Source organism: Kordia sp. SMS9 (assembly GCF_003352465.1).
Classification (GTDB): Bacteria; Bacteroidota; Bacteroidia; order Flavobacteriales; family Flavobacteriaceae; genus Kordia.
In genome coordinates this window covers 2,120,201-2,137,379 of sequence record NZ_CP031153.1, presented here as the reverse complement: position 1 = coordinate 2,137,379, position 17,179 = coordinate 2,120,201, and the positions used below count along the sequence as shown (strand labels likewise).

At 34.5% G+C, this 17,179-nt stretch carries 13 protein-coding genes and 1 tRNA gene; 4 read left to right on the top strand and 10 right to left on the bottom strand.

Going from position 1 to position 17,179, the window contains the following annotated elements:
- The first annotated feature begins 39 nt into the window (after positions 1 to 39).
- A complete protein-coding gene (locus KORDIASMS9_RS09275; protein ID WP_114902580.1) occupies positions 40 to 450 on the top strand; it encodes a hypothetical protein in 411 nt (136 codons plus the stop codon).
- A gap of 58 nt (positions 451 to 508) precedes the next feature.
- Here the strand turns inward: KORDIASMS9_RS09275 and KORDIASMS9_RS09270 are convergent, their stop codons facing one another.
- The 10 genes from KORDIASMS9_RS09270 to KORDIASMS9_RS09225 all read right to left on the bottom strand — a co-directional run bounded on the left by KORDIASMS9_RS09270 (position 509) and on the right by KORDIASMS9_RS09225 (position 12,543).
- A complete protein-coding gene (locus KORDIASMS9_RS09270; RefSeq protein ID WP_114902579.1) occupies positions 509 to 703 on the bottom strand; it encodes a hypothetical protein in 195 nt (64 codons plus the stop codon).
- Between the two features lie 150 nt (positions 704 to 853).
- The gene (locus tag KORDIASMS9_RS09265) at positions 854 to 1,084 is read right to left on the bottom strand and encodes a hypothetical protein (protein WP_114902578.1); all 231 of its coding nucleotides are present in this window, start codon (positions 1,082 to 1,084) and stop codon (positions 854 to 856) included.
- 39 nt (positions 1,085 to 1,123) lie between these two features.
- Complete coding sequence (locus KORDIASMS9_RS09260; RefSeq protein WP_114902577.1) at positions 1,124 to 1,366, bottom strand: hypothetical protein; 243 nt, start codon at positions 1,364 to 1,366, stop codon at positions 1,124 to 1,126.
- Between the two features lie 158 nt (positions 1,367 to 1,524).
- Positions 1,525 to 3,024 carry a tail fiber domain-containing protein gene (locus tag KORDIASMS9_RS09255; protein ID WP_162819852.1) on the bottom strand — a complete coding sequence of 500 codons (1,500 nt, stop codon included), beginning with the start codon at positions 3,022 to 3,024 and terminating at the stop codon, positions 1,525 to 1,527.
- A gap of 251 nt (positions 3,025 to 3,275) precedes the next feature.
- Entirely contained in the window at positions 3,276 to 4,799 is a 1,524-nt protein-coding gene (locus KORDIASMS9_RS09250; RefSeq protein WP_114902575.1) for a tail fiber domain-containing protein, read from the bottom strand.
- Between the two features lie 254 nt (positions 4,800 to 5,053).
- Positions 5,054 to 6,559, bottom strand: a complete 1,506-nt coding sequence (locus KORDIASMS9_RS09245) for a tail fiber domain-containing protein (protein ID WP_114902574.1) — start codon at positions 6,557 to 6,559, stop codon at positions 5,054 to 5,056.
- A 257-nt stretch (positions 6,560 to 6,816) separates the two neighbouring features.
- Positions 6,817 to 8,394 carry a tail fiber domain-containing protein gene (locus tag KORDIASMS9_RS09240; protein WP_114902573.1) on the bottom strand — a complete coding sequence of 526 codons (1,578 nt, stop codon included), beginning with the start codon at positions 8,392 to 8,394 and terminating at the stop codon, positions 6,817 to 6,819.
- 254 nt (positions 8,395 to 8,648) lie between these two features.
- Positions 8,649 to 10,259 (bottom strand): tail fiber domain-containing protein, encoded by a 1,611-nt coding sequence (locus KORDIASMS9_RS09235; RefSeq protein WP_114902572.1) that lies wholly within the window; start codon positions 10,257 to 10,259, stop codon positions 8,649 to 8,651.
- Between the two features lie 261 nt (positions 10,260 to 10,520).
- On the bottom strand, positions 10,521 to 12,164 hold the full coding sequence (locus tag KORDIASMS9_RS09230) for a tail fiber domain-containing protein (protein ID WP_162819851.1): 1,644 nt from the start codon (positions 12,162 to 12,164) through the stop codon (positions 10,521 to 10,523).
- A gap of 297 nt (positions 12,165 to 12,461) precedes the next feature.
- Positions 12,462 to 12,543 (bottom strand) — tRNA-Leu (locus KORDIASMS9_RS09225).
- A gap of 109 nt (positions 12,544 to 12,652) precedes the next feature.
- Between KORDIASMS9_RS09225 and KORDIASMS9_RS09220 the strand changes: the two genes are divergently transcribed.
- The 3 genes from KORDIASMS9_RS09220 to KORDIASMS9_RS09210 all read left to right on the top strand — a co-directional run bounded on the left by KORDIASMS9_RS09220 (position 12,653) and on the right by KORDIASMS9_RS09210 (position 17,088).
- Positions 12,653 to 14,041 carry a dipeptidase gene (locus tag KORDIASMS9_RS09220; protein ID WP_114902570.1) on the top strand — a complete coding sequence of 463 codons (1,389 nt, stop codon included), beginning with the start codon at positions 12,653 to 12,655 and terminating at the stop codon, positions 14,039 to 14,041.
- A 492-nt stretch (positions 14,042 to 14,533) separates the two neighbouring features.
- Complete coding sequence (locus KORDIASMS9_RS09215) at positions 14,534 to 14,905, top strand: BlaI/MecI/CopY family transcriptional regulator (RefSeq protein WP_114902569.1); 372 nt, start codon at positions 14,534 to 14,536, stop codon at positions 14,903 to 14,905.
- On the top strand, positions 14,902 to 17,088 hold the full coding sequence (locus tag KORDIASMS9_RS09210) for a M56 family metallopeptidase (protein ID WP_114902568.1): 2,187 nt from the start codon (positions 14,902 to 14,904) through the stop codon (positions 17,086 to 17,088). Before KORDIASMS9_RS09215 ends, KORDIASMS9_RS09210 begins: the two co-directional genes overlap by 4 nt.
- Positions 17,089 to 17,179: the final 91 nt, after the last annotated feature.

Below are 17,179 nucleotides of genomic sequence, written 5' to 3'. Positions count from 1 at the left end.
CTTAACATTGTTGTTCAATAACAATAAATAGGTAAAAAAATGAAAAAATTAGTATTCAAAGCTTCTTTAGTAGTGGCTTTAATGATCGGAATGACTTCATGTGAAGAAGTAAAAAAAGAAGGTGATAAAGCAAAGGAAACTGCTAAAGAAATGGTAAAAGACACCAAAGAAGCAGTGAAAAAAGTAGCAGATGACGTAAAAGAAAAAGCTACAGATGTTGCTAACGATGTAAAAGAAAGTGCAACAAAAACGATGGAAGATGCTAAGGAAGGCGCAACAAACATGGTAAATGACATGAAAGAAGGCGCTAAGAAAACTGTTGAGGATGCAAAAGATGCAGCTAAAAGTAAAATGGACGAAGCAACGGATGCTGCTACTAAGAAAGTTGAAGACGCTAAAAAAGCGGCGGCAGATAAATTAAAAACGCTGGTGGAAACTAAGATTTTATAGTTTTTCTAATAAAATTTAAAAAGCTTCTCGAATTTCGAGAAGCTTTTTTTAGTGTTCTTTATTGACAATTTGTTTGGTATCCTGTTAAGCACCAAGAACCTGTTTGTGTTGGAGGCGGACATTCGCCTGCAAATTCACTTTGTCCTGTGGGTCTGTCGTACGTCCAGTTCAATCCGCCTGTAAGGTTTTCTTTTACTAAGTTGGACACTAAACTTTTGTTGAGTTTCAAGTTTTTTACATCTTGTTTTTTCATGATATTAAGTTTTCAAGTTAAAAACCTAAGTTAAGGAATTGCAATGATTCAAAATACGGGAAAACCGTAAAACTCACTGTGATTTCGGACGAAAATCTTTACTTTTTAACGTAATACCAATTTTACGATCAGTTTGACATCTTTTAAATTTTAACAGATTGGATACGTGTTTCCATCTACTTCAATTGTAAGTACACAACCTGCAGCATTTGTTTGTGGACAGGTAGCAGCGAATCTTGTGATACATATATTATTTCCATTTTGATCAATAATAGATAATATACAACGGAATGTTCCTTGTCCTCCCATGCTTTTTTCTGGTTGTAACTTAGAAATTGATTTCTTGTTTAACGATAGATTTTTGATACTCTTTTTTTTCATGATTTTAAGTTATTTTGGTTATTTTTCTTATGCCAATTATTAACAGATTGGAATTGTAAACGGATCTACTTCAATTGTAAGCGCACACCCTACAGGCTCTGTTTGACCACACGTAGCAGCTCTTTTTGTTGGTAAACAGATATTGTTACCATTTTGGTCTACTATGGTACGAATACAAAATCGGATAGAGTTTTGCCCACTTGCGTTTCCTCCGTAGTTTGTTTCTAGGTTAGAAATTGATTTCTTGTTTAACGATAAATTTTTGATACTCTTTTTTTTCATGATTTTAAGTTTTTTGATTAAAAAATGAAAGTATGAAATACCCTAAAAAAAAGAAAACATTTTAACGTTCAAGGTTGTTTGTTTTATAAAACAAACAAGCAATCAGCACCATTACAGTACTGATTGCTTTTTATATAGAGTAGATACGATTGTGGGGCTTATTTTACAATCATCTTCTTAGTAACCATAATGTCTCCATTAGACACTAAGCTATAGATAAACATTCCTTTTCCAATTTCGCTAGAGTTAATTGTTACTTGTCCTTTTTGACTTGATAAGTTATAATCTCTTACAAATTTACCTGACATGTCAAATACAGAAATCGTAGCTTTTGCGTTGTTAGGCAATGTATAGTTGATGACCGTTTGGTCGGTGAAAGGATTTGGTCTATTTTGCTCCATCGTGAAACCAACTTCCAGTTCGTCCTGTCCTTCTAATTCATTTTTAGCAGTTGCCAATTCGTTTCTCAATTCAGCCAATTCTGTTTCTAACACTGTCATTTTATTGTTCATTTCATTTAAACTTGACGTCAATACTGAAATTAATCCTGTGTAGTTTACCGCTTTGTACTCATACGAACCTGTGTCAATTCCTTGTTTGTCTTGAATTGGTTTGTTGATTGTCGTTACTAATTCTGGGAAAACTTCTTCTAAATTTTGCGCTAAGAATCCGTGTTGCACTTTTGATGACAAGTTTAAGTGCTCATTTTGCTTGAAAGTGTAGGTTACTGTCTCTAATTGAGATAATTTATCCAATACATTTTCTTCTGGCTGAATATTTTCTTTTAGGTTTCTATCAGAAACTGTAAACATTCCTGTCACAAAAACGTCGCCATTAAAGTATCCTGCAAATCTATTTGGAAGTGATGCAGAAGTACCTTCAATAGCCGCTCCAAAAGGCGGAATTATTGATGGTGACGCACTTGAAATTCTAGCTTGTACTCCAAACGTACTTCCAGAAGTACTAGAAGCAAAAACACGTACTCCTGTAGATTGATCACTGTCTACTACTTCCACATTAACTCCTGTACTTGATACTGAACTGCCAGCTTCCAATACGCTAATTCCAGTTTTAACCCTTCCTTTTTCTTTGTTAATGGTTTTGATTCCTGTAAAGAAATCTCCATTATTTGTATTGTTACGTACAATTAACCCTGTTTTCGTGTTTCCAGGTACCGTACTGTAGTCAATTCCTACTAATGGCTCATTGGAAGCTAATGGCTTTCCAAAGAACGTTCTTCCATCAAAAGTCATCGTAGCATTCAAATTAGAAACTGTAGAGAAAAAACTAGTTGCTGATCTAAATTCTAGATTACTCTTTATCGAGTCTCCAATCCACTGAATTCTAGGATTATCGTCACCTACATCTTGATATCCCATTGTGATTCCTCTATTTGGCAATTGAAAACGAATTCCGTATACAGTTTGGGAACCTGTTTTTAAGCTTCCTAAAGAAAACCATCTACTGTTATTGAAATCAAAGGCATTTCCTTTGTCTAATTGTGTTACAAGGCCTTGATCAAATCTGAAAATTTCTCCACCACCAAATTGCTGTGGTATAGGATTAAAAATAAAGTTTGAAACGGCTCCGTCTGATTGGTTTTGCGCAAACGTCATTCCCGCAAAAAATAAAGCTAATAATAAAGTAACTTTTTTCATGTCTAAATTTTTTAATTGGTTTTGTTTAAAGATAAGTACTAAATAGTTAAACACATTACGGGATAACCATAAAATTAAAACGTTTAAAACTAGATAATTAAGTTATTTTTACTGAAATTATGTTAAGTTTTCTTAAAAAACGTTAAACAAAATATAAAATCTTTAATTGATTAGAAACCAAAAAAAGCCAAGACGTTAAAATCTCAGCTTTTTTGTAATAATTCGAATTTGTATGTTGATACAAATTTGACTTATCTAATGATCATCTTTCTTGTCATCATAACTTCGTTATTTGAAATTAACGCATATACAAATATTCCTCTTCCAATTTCACTGGAATTGATGATTAATTGTCCTTTTTCAGTTGATAGATTGTAGTCTTTGATAAATTTACCCGATAAATCAACCACAGAAATTGTTGCTTTGGTATTGCTTGGCAACGTATAATTAATTACGGTTTGATTTGTAAACGGATTTGGTTTGTTTTGCTCCATAGAAAATCCTGAGCCGCTAATTTCTTCTAAATTCCCTAATTGAGTTTCTTCCTCAGATGCTTGAATGTTCATTGCTTCAATCTGATTTTCTAAAGCGGCTACTTTTTCATTTAATTCTTTGATATTTGCAGCTGACTCTTCGTTTAATTGCTTCAAACTAGCAGTCAATACAGAAATCAATCCTACATAATTTACCGCTTTATATTCGTAGGTTCCTATTTGGAAATTTTTCTCATCCTCAATAGGCTTGCTGATGGTTGTTATTAATTCAGGAAAAACTTCTTCCAAATTTTGAGCCAAGAATCCGTGTTGTGTTTCTGAAGGTAGATTTAAGTGTTCGTTTTCTTTAAACGTATACGTTACAGCATCTAGTTGAGCTAATTTCTGTAATGTATTTTCTTCCGTTTTCACGTTCTCTTTTAATTTTTCATCCGAAGGTAAGTATGAACCTGTGGTAAAAACATTCCCATTAAAATATCCTGCATAACGATTGGTAAGTATTGCTGAACTACCATAAATACCTGCACCGAAACCAGTTCCTGTGCTAGGAATATCTCCTCGAACAGCATACGAACTCCCGTTACTTGTACCAGAAATTCTTGAAGATACTCCCGTATTTTGATAGGATGCACTCGTTCTTATACTAACACCAGTAGACAAATAAGAAGAGCCATCACTTTGCACCTCTATTCCTGTTTTAATGTATCCTGATTGATTATTGATTGCTTTAATTCCTGTAAAATACAATCCTGAAGTATTGTTGTTTTGTACAATAAGTCCTGTTTTCGTACTGCTTGAACTATTACTGTAATCAATTCCTACCAACGGCTCGTTTGACGTTAGTGGCGCTCCAAAATACGTTTTTCCATCATTGGTCATGGTTGCTACTAATGTAGAGCTTGTAGAGGTAAAACTATCTGCAACTCTAAATTCAAAATCTGTTGCTGCGGAAGAACCTGATCCAATCCATTGCAATCTTGGGTTCAGATCGTTAATATCTTGATATCCCATCGTTAATGCTTTATTAGGCAACTGAAAGCGCAATCCATATACAGTTTGAGATCCTGTAAATAATCGTCCCATGGAAAACCAGCGGTCACTCGTAAACCCGAAGCCACTTCCTGCATCTAATTGTGTAACTAGACCTGAATCAAATCTAAATGTTTCTCCTGTGGTAGAAGTAGGAGACGTGATAGAAGTCGCTACTGCACCATTTGATTTGTTTTGCGCGAATAGTATTCCCACAAAAAATAAAGCTAATAATAAGGTAAATTTTTTCATATAAAGTAGTTTTTAATTATTTTGTTTAAATGTATGGACAAAATATTAAACAAAATTACGGGGTAACCATAAAAAATAAAAAGCTAAATACCAGTTATTTATAAAAAAAATGACTATTTTATAATGATTTAATGACGAAATAAATCGTAAAAACAAACATTAAAGCATAACATACTGAATTGCAAAAAAGCCAAGATGTTGAAATCTCGGCTTTTTTTTTTATGATTTGTAGATTTTAAAAATATTGTTGTTTTCTAACGTATAATCATTTTTCTAGTGATGATTACCTCGTTATCCGAAATTAACGCATATACAAATATTCCTTTTCCAATTTCACTCGAATTAATGGTCAATTGTCCTTTTTCATTGGATATGTTATAATCTTTAATGAATTTCCCAGACAAATCAACCACTGAAATTGTTGCTTTCGTATTGCTTGGCAACGTATAGTTAATAACGGTTTGGTTTGTAAATGGATTCGGTTTGTTTTGTTCCATAGAAAATTCAACATTACCAACCTCATCTTGAGTATTTAATTGAGCTTCCTCTTTATCAGAGGCTGCTTGTACGTTCATTGCTTCTATTTGGTTTTTTAACGTTTTCACTTCTTCCTGCAATTCTTGTAAGCTTGACGTTAAAATTGAAATCATTCCCACATAATTAACAGCTTTGTATTCGTACATTCCAAGCTCCTTGTTATTTTCACCTAAAATAGGTTTTGTAATCGTCGTTACTAATTCTGGAAAAACTTCTTCTAGGTTTTGTGCTAAGAATCCGTGTTGTAATTCACTAGGCAAGTTTAGTTGGTCATTTGGTTTAAACGTATAACTTACCGCATCTAGCTGCGTTAACTTATCTAATATATTTTCTTCAATTTTAATATTGTCTTTTAATTTTTTGTCTGATACTGTAAATGTTCCAGTTACAAAAACATTTCCGTTAAAATATCCTGCATATCTATTGGTGCTTGCTGCAGAACTACCATAAATACCAGCTCCAAAACCTGTTGGAGTTACACCACTAGGTCCCCCAATCGATCCGCTGACACCATAGGAGGAACCACCAGATGCTTCACTTCTTGCAAATGCGCTTACTCCAGAATTGTATCGTCCGTCTAGCAAGCTGACACTCACTCCTGTATTTCCAAAAGCTCCTCCATCGCTTTCAACACGTACGCCATTCTTTATCTGACAAAAAACATTGTTAATAGATTTGAAGCCTGTAACTGTACTGTAACTGCTTGTACTAGTACTATTTTGCGCTGTAACACCTGTTCTACCACTTGGAAGATTACTGTAATCTACACCCACTCTTGTGTTAGTAGTTGTTGATTGTGGACCAAAAAAGGTTTTTCCATCGTTTGTCATCGTTGCTACCAACGTAGAACTTGTAGAGGTAAAACTATTTGCTACTCTAAATTCAAAGTCCGTTGCTGAGGAAGAACCTGATCCAATCCACTGCAATCTTGGATTCAGATCATTAATATCTTGGTATCCTAACGTTAACGCTTTGTTAGGCAATTGAAAGCGCAATCCGTATACATTTTGACTGCCTGTAAACAATCTTCCCAAAGAAAACCAACGATCACTCGTAAATCCGAAGCCGCTTCCTGCATCTAGTTGTGTGACGAGTCCAGAATCAAATCTAAATGTTTCTCCCAAGCTAGACGGAAGAGTTGTTGTTACGGGACCATCTGATCTGTTTTGCGCAAATGTAATTCCCGCAATAAATAAGACTAATAATAAAATATTTTTTTTCATATGTAAATGTTTAAATTAATATTCCCTTAAAGATAAACACCAACATACAAACATTTTTACGGGATAACCATAAAAAACAAAACGCTAAATACCAGTCACTTATAAAATAAAATGATTATTTTATACTAAATTAATGACGCTAAAAATAGTGATATACGCATCGATAATTAGGAAAAACTAGATCGCATAAAAAAGCCAAGATGTTGAAATCTCAGCTTTTTTTTATGGTTTGCAGATTTTTAAAATACTAGTATCGTTTATCGTATGATCATCTTTTTAGTAATCATAACTTCATTATCCGAAATTAACGCATATACAAATATTCCTTTTCCAATTTCACTCGAATTAATGGTTAATTGTCCTTTTTCATTGGATACGTTATAATCTTTGATGAATTTCCCAGACAAATCAACCACAGAAATTGTTGCTTTCGTATTACTTGGCAAGGTGTAGTTAATCACGGTTTGGTTTGTAAAAGGATTCGGTTTATTTTGTTCCATCGAAAATCCTGAACCACTGATTTCTTTTTGAGTGTCTGCGCTTTCTCCAATAGCTTCATTTCCTGTTAAAGCTTGTATTTGACTTTCTAGTAATGTAATTCTTTCATTGTTTGCTGCTGATTCTTCCTCTAATTCTTTGATCTTTGCTGCAGCTTCTTCGTTTAATTGATTCAAACTAGCAGTCAATACAGAAATTAAACCTACATAGTTTACGGCTTTGTATTCATACGAATCAACTACTTTTTTATTCTCTTTATCATAAATAGGCTTGTTGATCGTAGTTACCAATTCTGGAAACACTTCTTCCAGGTTTTGTGCTAAAAATCCGTGTTGTAATTGCGAAGATAAGTTTAAGTGTTTGTTTTCTTTAAACGTATATGTCACTGCATTTAATTGAGATAACTTGTCTAATACATTGTTCTCATCTTCTATATTCTCTTTTAATTTCTTGTCAGAAACTGTAAATGTTCCAGTTACAAACACATTTCCATTAAAATAACCTGCATATCGGTTTGAATCTGTTGATGAAGTACCATAAATAGCTGCTCCAAATGCAGGAGATTTTACATCAGCACTACTAGCTATTGATCCAAAAATACCATACGTTGGACCATCAAGACCATTATCTGTTACAAATGCTCTTACTCCCGTATTTAGAGTTCCTCCATTTAAACGAACATTAATACCTGTATTTTCAAAGGTAGAACCCGTAATACTTTCAATATCTAAGCCCGTTTTAATAAAAGCTCCAGCATTGTTTACTGATCTTATGGCTGTAGTAAAAACACCATTTTGCCTAGCATCAGTTTCTAAAGTTAAGCCCACACGTGAAGAAGCGCCACTAACTTCAGTATAATCAATACTAACTTTTGTGTCAAATGCGGCTAATGGATTTCCAAAATAGGTTCTTCCATCATTTGTCATTGTTGCGACTAGCGTAGAATTGGTAGAGGTAAAACTATTGGCGGCTCTAAACTCCAAACTACTTCCAAAAGCAGATGAATTTCCAATCCATTGAATTCTTGGGTTTATATCACTTAAATCTTGATATCCCATAGTTAATGCTTTGTCTGGCAACTGAAAACGTAAACCATATACATTTTGACTTCCCGTGTTTAGTCTTCCAATAGAAAACCACTGACTATTATTAAAGTCAAAAGCAATTCCCGAATCTAATTGCGTGACTAATCCAGGTTGGAACCTAAAAATCTCCTGCCCGCTAAATTGTTGCGGTATCGGATTAAAGATAGCACCAGAAACGGTTCCCGAAGATTGGTTTTGCCCGAAAGCAATCGTGGCAAAAAATAGCGCTACTAATAAAGTAATTTTTTTCATGTCTAATAATTTTTAATTGGTTTACTTTAAAGATAACCAGCAATTCAACAATATTTTTACGGGATCACCATAAAAATTAAACCGCTAAATATCAGTAAATTATAAAATTAAATGATTATTTTATACTAAATCAATGACGAAGAAAATAGTATTGAAATAGGAAACACTACATCGCACAAAAAAAGCCAAGATGTTGAAATCTCAGCTTTTCCTATTTATAATGATTTGTAGATTTTTTAAACTATTGAAACTATTTATCGTATAATCATCTTTCTAGTGATCATTACTTCGTTATCCGAAATTAACGCATATACAAAGATGCCTTTTCCAATTTCGCTCGAATTAATAGTCAATTGTCCTTTTTCACTGGATAAATTATAATCTTTGATAAATTTACCAGACAAATCAACCACAGAAATTGTTGCTTTCGTATTGCTAGGCAACGTATAATTAATCACGGTTTGGTTTGTAAACGGATTCGGTTTGTTTTGTTCCATCGAAAATCCTGAACCACTAATTTCTTTTTGAGTGTCTAATTTTGTTTCTCCAACAGCTTCGTTTCCTGTTAAGGCTTGTATTTGACTTTCTAACAATGCTACTTTTTCATTCAAATCTTGCATGTTTGCCGCTGATTCTTCTTGTAATTCTTTGATCTTTACTGCTGATTCTTCTTGTAACTCTTTGATTTTTTCAGCTGATTCCTGTTTTAATTCTTGTAAGCTTGAAGTCAAAATTGAAATCATTCCGATATAATTGACAGCTTTATATTCATAAGAACCAATTTCTTTATCTTCCTTGTCGAAAATAGGTTTATTGATCGTCGTTAATAACTCAGGAAACACTTCTTCTAAATTTTGCGCTAAAAATCCGTGTTGTATTTCTGAAGGTAAATTTAAATGTTCATTTTCCTTAAATGTATAGGTTACCGCGTCTAATTGAGTTAATTTATCTAAAACACTCACTTCATCTTTTACATTAGTTTTTAATTTTTCATCGGAAGGCAAGTACATTCCCGTTGTAAATACATTTCCATTAAAATAACCTGCATATCGGTTTGACGTTGTTGCGGAACTCCCATAAATAGCTGCTCCCAAACCAGTTGGCGTGGTTCCACTTGCCCCAGAAACTGATCCAAAAACACCGTACGTAGTTCCCGTACTACTTCCTGTTACATTTGCAATTACGCCTCTGTTAATAGCTGCTCCATTTAAACGAATATTCACACCTATATTATCATAGGCAGCGCCACTAGTACTCGTTCCAGAGACATCCAAACCAAATTTTCTATACCCGCCAGCATTATTAATGGATTTGAATCCTGTAGCGATATACGCATTAGCAGAAGAAACGTTTTCTACAAACACTCCGGTACGCGTACTCCCTACATCTCCATAATCTACTCCAACTTTAGCCGTGTTTGTCGTTAGTGGATTTCCGAAAAAGGTATTTCCGTCGTTGGTCATCGTGGCAACTAGCGTAGAACTTGTAGCAAAAAAATCATCTGCCACTCTGAATTCAAGGTCAGTTACAGCCGAAGAACCTGATCCAATCCACTGAATTCGTGGATTGACATCACTTAAATCTTGATATCCCATCGTAATTGCTCTGTTTGGCAATTGAAAACGCAGACCATATACGGTTTGAGTTCCTGTATTTAATCGTCCCATAGAGAACCAACGATCACCCGTAAATCCAAAGTTACTTCCTGCATCTAACTGTGTAACTAGACCTGAATTAAATCTGAATGTTTCACCTAATGCGGTGCTAGGAGATGTAATGGAAGTTGCAACGGAACCATTTGACTTATTTTGCGAAAAGCAAATCGCTGTAAAGAGTACTGCAAAAAATAATGTAATTTTTTTCATTTGTGTTAAATTTTAATTGGTTTTGTTTAAATATAATTCAAAATAGTTAAACAAAACTACGGGATAACCGTAAAAATAAACCATTAAAGATCAGTATTTTATAAAGAGAATATGTTGCATTAATGACAAAATAATCGCGAAAACATTGAAGAAATCGCAAAGAAAATTTGGAGAGTTTGTTGCACAAAAAAAGCCAAGATGTTAAAATCTTAGCTTTTCTATTTATAATGATTTGTAGATTTTTTAAACTATTGAAACTATTTATCGTATAATCATCTTTTTAGTAATCATAACTTCGTTATCCGAAATTAACGCATATACAAAGATGCCTTTTCCAATTTCGCTCGAATTAATAGTCAATTGTCCTTTTTCACTGGATAAATTATAATCTTTGATAAATTTACCAGACAAATCAACCACAGAAATTGTTGCTTTCGTATTGCTAGGCAACGTGTAGTTAATCACGGTTTGGTTTGTAAATGGATTCGGTTTGTTTTGCTCCATCGAAAATCCTGAACCACTAATTTCTTCTTGAGTGTCTAATTTTGTTTCTCCAACAGCATCGTTTCCTGTTAAGGCTTGTATTTGACTTTCGAGCAATGCTACTTTTTCATTCAAATCTTGCATGTTTGCCGCTGATTCTTCCTCCAACTGCTTTATTTTTATTGCAGATTCTTCTTTCAACTCTTTCAAACTTGATGTTAAAATAGAAATCATTCCCACATAATTCACAGCTTTGTATTCGTAAGAACCTGTTTGTTTATTTTCCTCATCAAAAATAGGCTTATTGATGGTTGAGATCAATTCAGGAAAAACTTTTTCTATGTCTTGCGCTAAAAATCCGTGTTGCAATCCTTCTGGCAAATTCAATTGATCGTTTGGCTTAAATGTATACGTTACCGCATCTAATTGTTCTAATTTATCCAATACATTTACTTCTTCTTTTATATTATCTTTTAACTTTTTGTCTGAAGCTGTAAACGTTCCCGTCACAAAGACATTCCCATTAAAGTATCCTGCAAATCTATTACTAGTTGTTGCTGAACTTCCATAAATAGCCGCTCCAAATCCAGTAGGAGTCACACCACTAGGACCATAAATAAACCCACGAACACCATACGTGCTTCCATTGTTGCTACCTGTTACAGATGTAGATATTCCCGTATTGTAAAATGCTTCGCTAAGTCTTACATTGATTCCTGTATTACCGTATGAGTTTCCGCTACTTTGAATATCCATACCTGTTTTTACATACACAGCTTTGTTATTGACTGATTTGATTGCTGTATGATAACTCCCTGAACCAGATGTGTTTTGCAAAAATAAACCTGTACGCGTAGAACCTGAAATATCACTATAATCAATACCCACTTTAGCTTCTGTAGTACTTAATGGAGTTCCAAAAAAGGTACTACCATCATTCGTCATGGTTGCTACCAACTTAGAAGTTGTAGAAGTAAAACTACTGGCTACTCTAAATTCAAAGTCGGTTCCAGCAGAAGAACCAGCTCCTATCCATTGAAGTCTTGGATTGGTATCATTAATATCTTGATATCCCATGGTTAAAGCTCTGTTTGGCAATTGAAAACGCAAACCGTATACATTTTGACTACCTGTGTTTAATCTTCCAATAGAAAACCATCGACTGCTGGTAAAACCAAAACTATTTCCTGAATCTAACTGAGTTACCAAACCAGGTCTAAATCTAAAGATTTCTCCTCCACTAAATTGTTGAGGTATTGGACTATCAATTACGCTTTTTACACTTTTAAAAGATTGATTCTGAGGAATAGAAATCGGTATAGGATCAATTGGATCAACCAAATCGTCAGGTAATTCAATAGGTGTTTGAGCAAAAGAAATTGCAGTACAAAGTAATACAAAAAGTAATGTAAATTTTCTCATAATTTTCATTTTTTAAATTTTTGTTTAAAGATAATCGCAAAAGATTAAACAAAATTATGGTAAAACCGTAAAAAAAAGCTGTTTTAAGTAATTGAAAAAACGTTAAATAATTATAGTCGCACGCGAAGGTCATTTAGAAATTACTTTCAAAAATGATGCTGAGTGATGTTTATAACATCGAAAGAAGTTGGTATAATTTACCTATGATGCTTTATTTCAAAAAAATTAGGTACCGTTATATGAATGTTGTACCCAACAAAAAAGCCAAAGTCTTTCAACTTCGGCTTTCGTTTGTTGTGCGGGTGAAAGGACTCGAACCTTCACACCGTGAGGCACTAGATCCTAAGTCTAGCGTGTCTACCAATTTCACCACACCCGCAAATGTGGCTGCAAATATAAAGAAGATTTTTAATATTCAAAGCAACTGAAACGTATTTTTTCCTGCTTTTTTAGTACTTTTGAGTATCTACAAAAATTCAATAAATTTCATGGATACAATAAAAACGTATGTTGAAACGCACAAGAATCGTTTCATAGATGAACTCATCGAACTTTTAAAAATTCCCTCAATTAGCGCAGATCCAGCTTATACACAAGATGTGATTGATACGGCAACTGCTATTAAAGCAAGTTTGGAGAAAGCTGGCTGCGATCACGTAGAAATCTGCGAAACTCCAGGATATCCTATTGTCTACGGACACAAACATATTTCAGACGACTTGCCAACGGTGTTGGTCTATGGACACTATGACGTACAACCACCAGATCCATTAGACCTTTGGGAAAGCGGTCCGTTTGAGCCCATTATCAAGAAAACAGAGTTGCACTCACAAGGTGCCATTTATGCGCGTGGCGCCTGTGATGACAAAGGACAAATGTACATGCATGTAAAAGCAATGGAATTGATGACCGAAACCGATCAATTGCCTTGCAACGTCAAATTTATGATTGAAGGTGAAGAAGAAGTTGGCTCCGAAAGCCTATCTTGGTTTGTAGAGCGTAATCAAGAAAAACTTGCCAATGATGTCATTCTAATTTCCGATACCGGAATGATCAGTAATACGCAACCTTCTATCACCACAGGTTTGCGCGGATTGAGCTATGTGGAAGTAGAAGTTACAGGACCAAATCGCGATTTACATTCAGGGTTGTATGGTGGCGCTGTGGCAAATCCGATCAATATTTTAGCAAAAATGATTGCTTCATTGCATGATGAAAACAATCATATTACCATTCCAGGTTTTTACGACAAAGTGGAAGATTTGTCAGCAGCAGAACGCGCAGAAATGGCAAAAGCACCATTTTCTTTAGAAGCGTATAAAAATGCATTAGATATTGACGCCGTATATGGTGAAAAAGGATATACCACCAACGAACGCAATTCCATTCGTCCAACACTTGACGTGAACGGAATTTGGGGCGGATATACAGGAGAAGGCGCAAAAACCGTAATTGCGAGTAAAGCGTACGCTAAAATTTCGATGCGCTTGGTACCAAATCAAGAGTGGAAAGAAATCACGGAATTGTTCAAAACACATTTTGAAAGTATCGCACCAAAAGGTGTCACCGTAAAAGTAACGCCACATCATGGTGGACAAGGGTATGTAACACCAATTGATAATATTGGTTACAAAGCTGCCAGCAAAGCCTACGAAGATACGTTTGGCAAAACACCAATTCCGCAACGTTCTGGAGGAAGTATTCCAATTGTAGCACTGTTTGAAAAAGAATTGAAAAGCAAAACCATTCTCATGGGATTCGGATTGGATAGTGACGCCATTCACTCGCCTAATGAGCATTTTGGAATCTTCAATTACCTCAAAGGAATTGAAACCATTCCGCTGTTTTACAAATACTTTACAGAACTTTCTAAATAAAATAGATCAACTTCAAAATCCGCTTCGTGCGGATTTTTTTATGGGCGTTTCCCCAACCGCACATTTCGAGTTCCTCAATGTGCGGTTGCGGTCAGGCTTTCGGCTATATCTTTTTTTAGAGAATCATCATTAAAAGATCAGTTTTGAAATTTGTTGTCATACTCTGTTTCTAAAGTAGCAGATTACTTCCTCATGAACTCCTTGCAATGGCGTAACAAATAAAAAAAGGATACCGCCTCAATCCTTAACGCGGAACTTCCAACGAAAGTAGAACTATCATTTTGAGGTTTAGTCTTCAAATATAAATTAGAGCATTACCCAACAACAAAACAAATTATTTCACCTCTACGTTTGTAGAATTAAAATTTATATTCTACATTTGTAGAGTAATATTACACTGATTGGTGTAAAGTGTCTGTTTTTATATTGTTGTCGACCGAAATAAAAACGTTCATTTTACAAACCATCAAACAATACTTAAAATTCTGAACTGTGAAACTATCAAAAACAGAAGAACAATTGATGCAGCATTTATGGAAGCTTGAAAAAGCCTTCATGAAAGATATTTTGGAACAATATCACGATCCAAAACCTGCAACAACGACCATTGCAACGCTATTGAAACGCATGACTGATAAAGGCTATGTTGCTTATAAAACGTTTGGGAAATCAAGAGAATATTATCCATTAATCAAAAAAGCAGATTATTTTTCCAAACATCTCAATGGCTTGATTAAGAACTTTTTTAACGATTCTGCCTCGCAATTTGCTTCTTTCTTTACCCAAGAAACAAATCTATCAGAAGATGAATTAAAAGAGCTACGTAAGATTATCGATCAACAAATTAAAGACAGCAAAAAATGATTGCGTATATCATCAAATCAGGATTATGTTTAGTGCTCGTATTTATAGTATATAAAATATTATTAGAGCGCGAACGTATGTATGTATTCAATAGGTTTTACCTGCTTTTTGGGTTGTTATTTGCTTTTGTAGTTCCGTTCATTACGATAGAAACCACTGTAGAAATTCCATTTACAGAAAGTGCAACAGCCATAGATTTTGAAAATATGGATGCCGCTGCACTTGATACTGCTTCTGAAAACATTCAAGCAACTACGGGAATTTCAACTTGGATATTCGTGATATTTGGAGTATATGCTATCGGTTATCTATTGTTCTTCTTTCGCTTCATTCAAAATATATATAGAATTTTTCACAAGATTATTACCAGTGTAAAAGTTCGCTACAAGTTAGCATCACTGGTTTTACTCAAAGAAGATGTGTTACCACACACATTTTTACATTATATATTTCTCAAAAAAGAAGCGTACGATACCAAAAGTATCGCAGACGAATTGTACACACACGAACTGGCGCATGTGAAACAAAAACATACGCTAGATATTATTTTAATTGAATTGATTCAAGTTGTTTTCTGGTTCAATCCAGTACTAATGTATTATAAAAAAGCAATACAGCTCAATCACGAATTTTTAGCAGATGAAGCTGTATTACAATCCAATATTCAGGTTCCTACGTATCAGCAACTTTTGTTAGCAAATGCGCACGGAAACCACAATTTGCATTTGGCAAGCAATTTGAATTTTTCTGTAACTAAAAAGAGATTACAAATGATGACAAAACATACAACTCATGGACGCGCTTGGCTGATGGCTTCGCTCACGATTCCGATTTTAACCGCCGCATTATTTTTGTTCAGCACAAAAGTAATTGCGCAAAAAACAACGGTCAAAAATGTAGCCACAACAGCTAAAAAGATGACCAATGAACAAGATTCTAAATCCGATTATTATAAAAATGCAACCTTTGTTTTTGAAGATGCAAAAGGCACAAAAACAACAAAAAATTACGCAGAATTAACCCTCGAAGAGAAAGCTCGATTAATTCCACCACCATCCAAACCTGTTGCGAATACACCAACTTCACAACAATTAAACGCATGGAAAGACCACACTAAATTTGCCGTTTGGCTCGATGGAAAAGTGATTGATAATGGTCAAATTTCCAATCACAAAATTGTACATTACACACAAAGTTTTGTATACAGAAATGCGCGTAGTAAGCGCTTTCCGCAAACGCATCAAACGCAATTGTACACCGCAGAAGGTTTTAAAGCCATGAAAAGTAATTATGGAGCGCCATTGAGTAAAAATGCCGTTTTACATTTTAAGGAAGATAAAAATATAGTGCGTGCAGGAAAAAAAGTAGGTACTACGCAAAAACCGTCGGCTCGCCACGAACTTGCAAAGACCAACCAAATGCCTGTACATTTTGTAAATGAAAAAAATGGTCCGAACGAAGTTGAATTACCATTACAAAATTCACCTCAAAAACAACAACAAAAAGACATCAAAATATTGATCAATAAAAATAAAAAGTTTTTGGTAAACGATAATTATGTTGTGCCCACTTTGCCAAAACTAGATAAAATATTGAAATCTGAACTTGCAAAGATCAAACACAAAAAGTTCAGAACGGCTTCTATTGTCTATGATCCAACGGTTTCCAAAGCATTTGTTTTAAAGACGATTGCCCTTCTAAAAGACCACAATATTTACGATATTACCACGCGAAATTCCACTACAACAGAAGAAATCCGTTTGCCGCCACCGCCACCAGTTCCACCGGCTCCACCCGCTCCACCGGCTCCAAAAAAAACACAAATTAAGGAAGTTAAAGTACCAAAAGCTCCTAAACCGTCAACACCAGATACCAATGCCGTTAGCTTTATGCATAAAATTATAAAAGGGCAAAAAGTAGAAACCAAAATGATGAAGGGAAAAAAGTACTATTCCGTAGTGAAAAATGGACAAACTTATATTTTTGATGAAGAAAGTAGATTGGTAGATGAAAATGGAAAGCCAATTCCGCCTCCACCTCCACCGCCAACGAAGAAAAAAGCTGAAATAAAAGAGATTAAAGTGCCTAAACAACAAAAACCAAAACAGGTAGTTAAGGTTGAAAATATACCTAAAAAAGTAGTTGCTAAATTCCCAGAGAAATCACCAAAAAAAGAACAGTAACAAAAAAGGTTCTTATGTGCATCTTACGTAAAAGATATTCATGAGAACTTTTTTATTTTACATATCTTTAAAAAACCAACAATTAAAACCG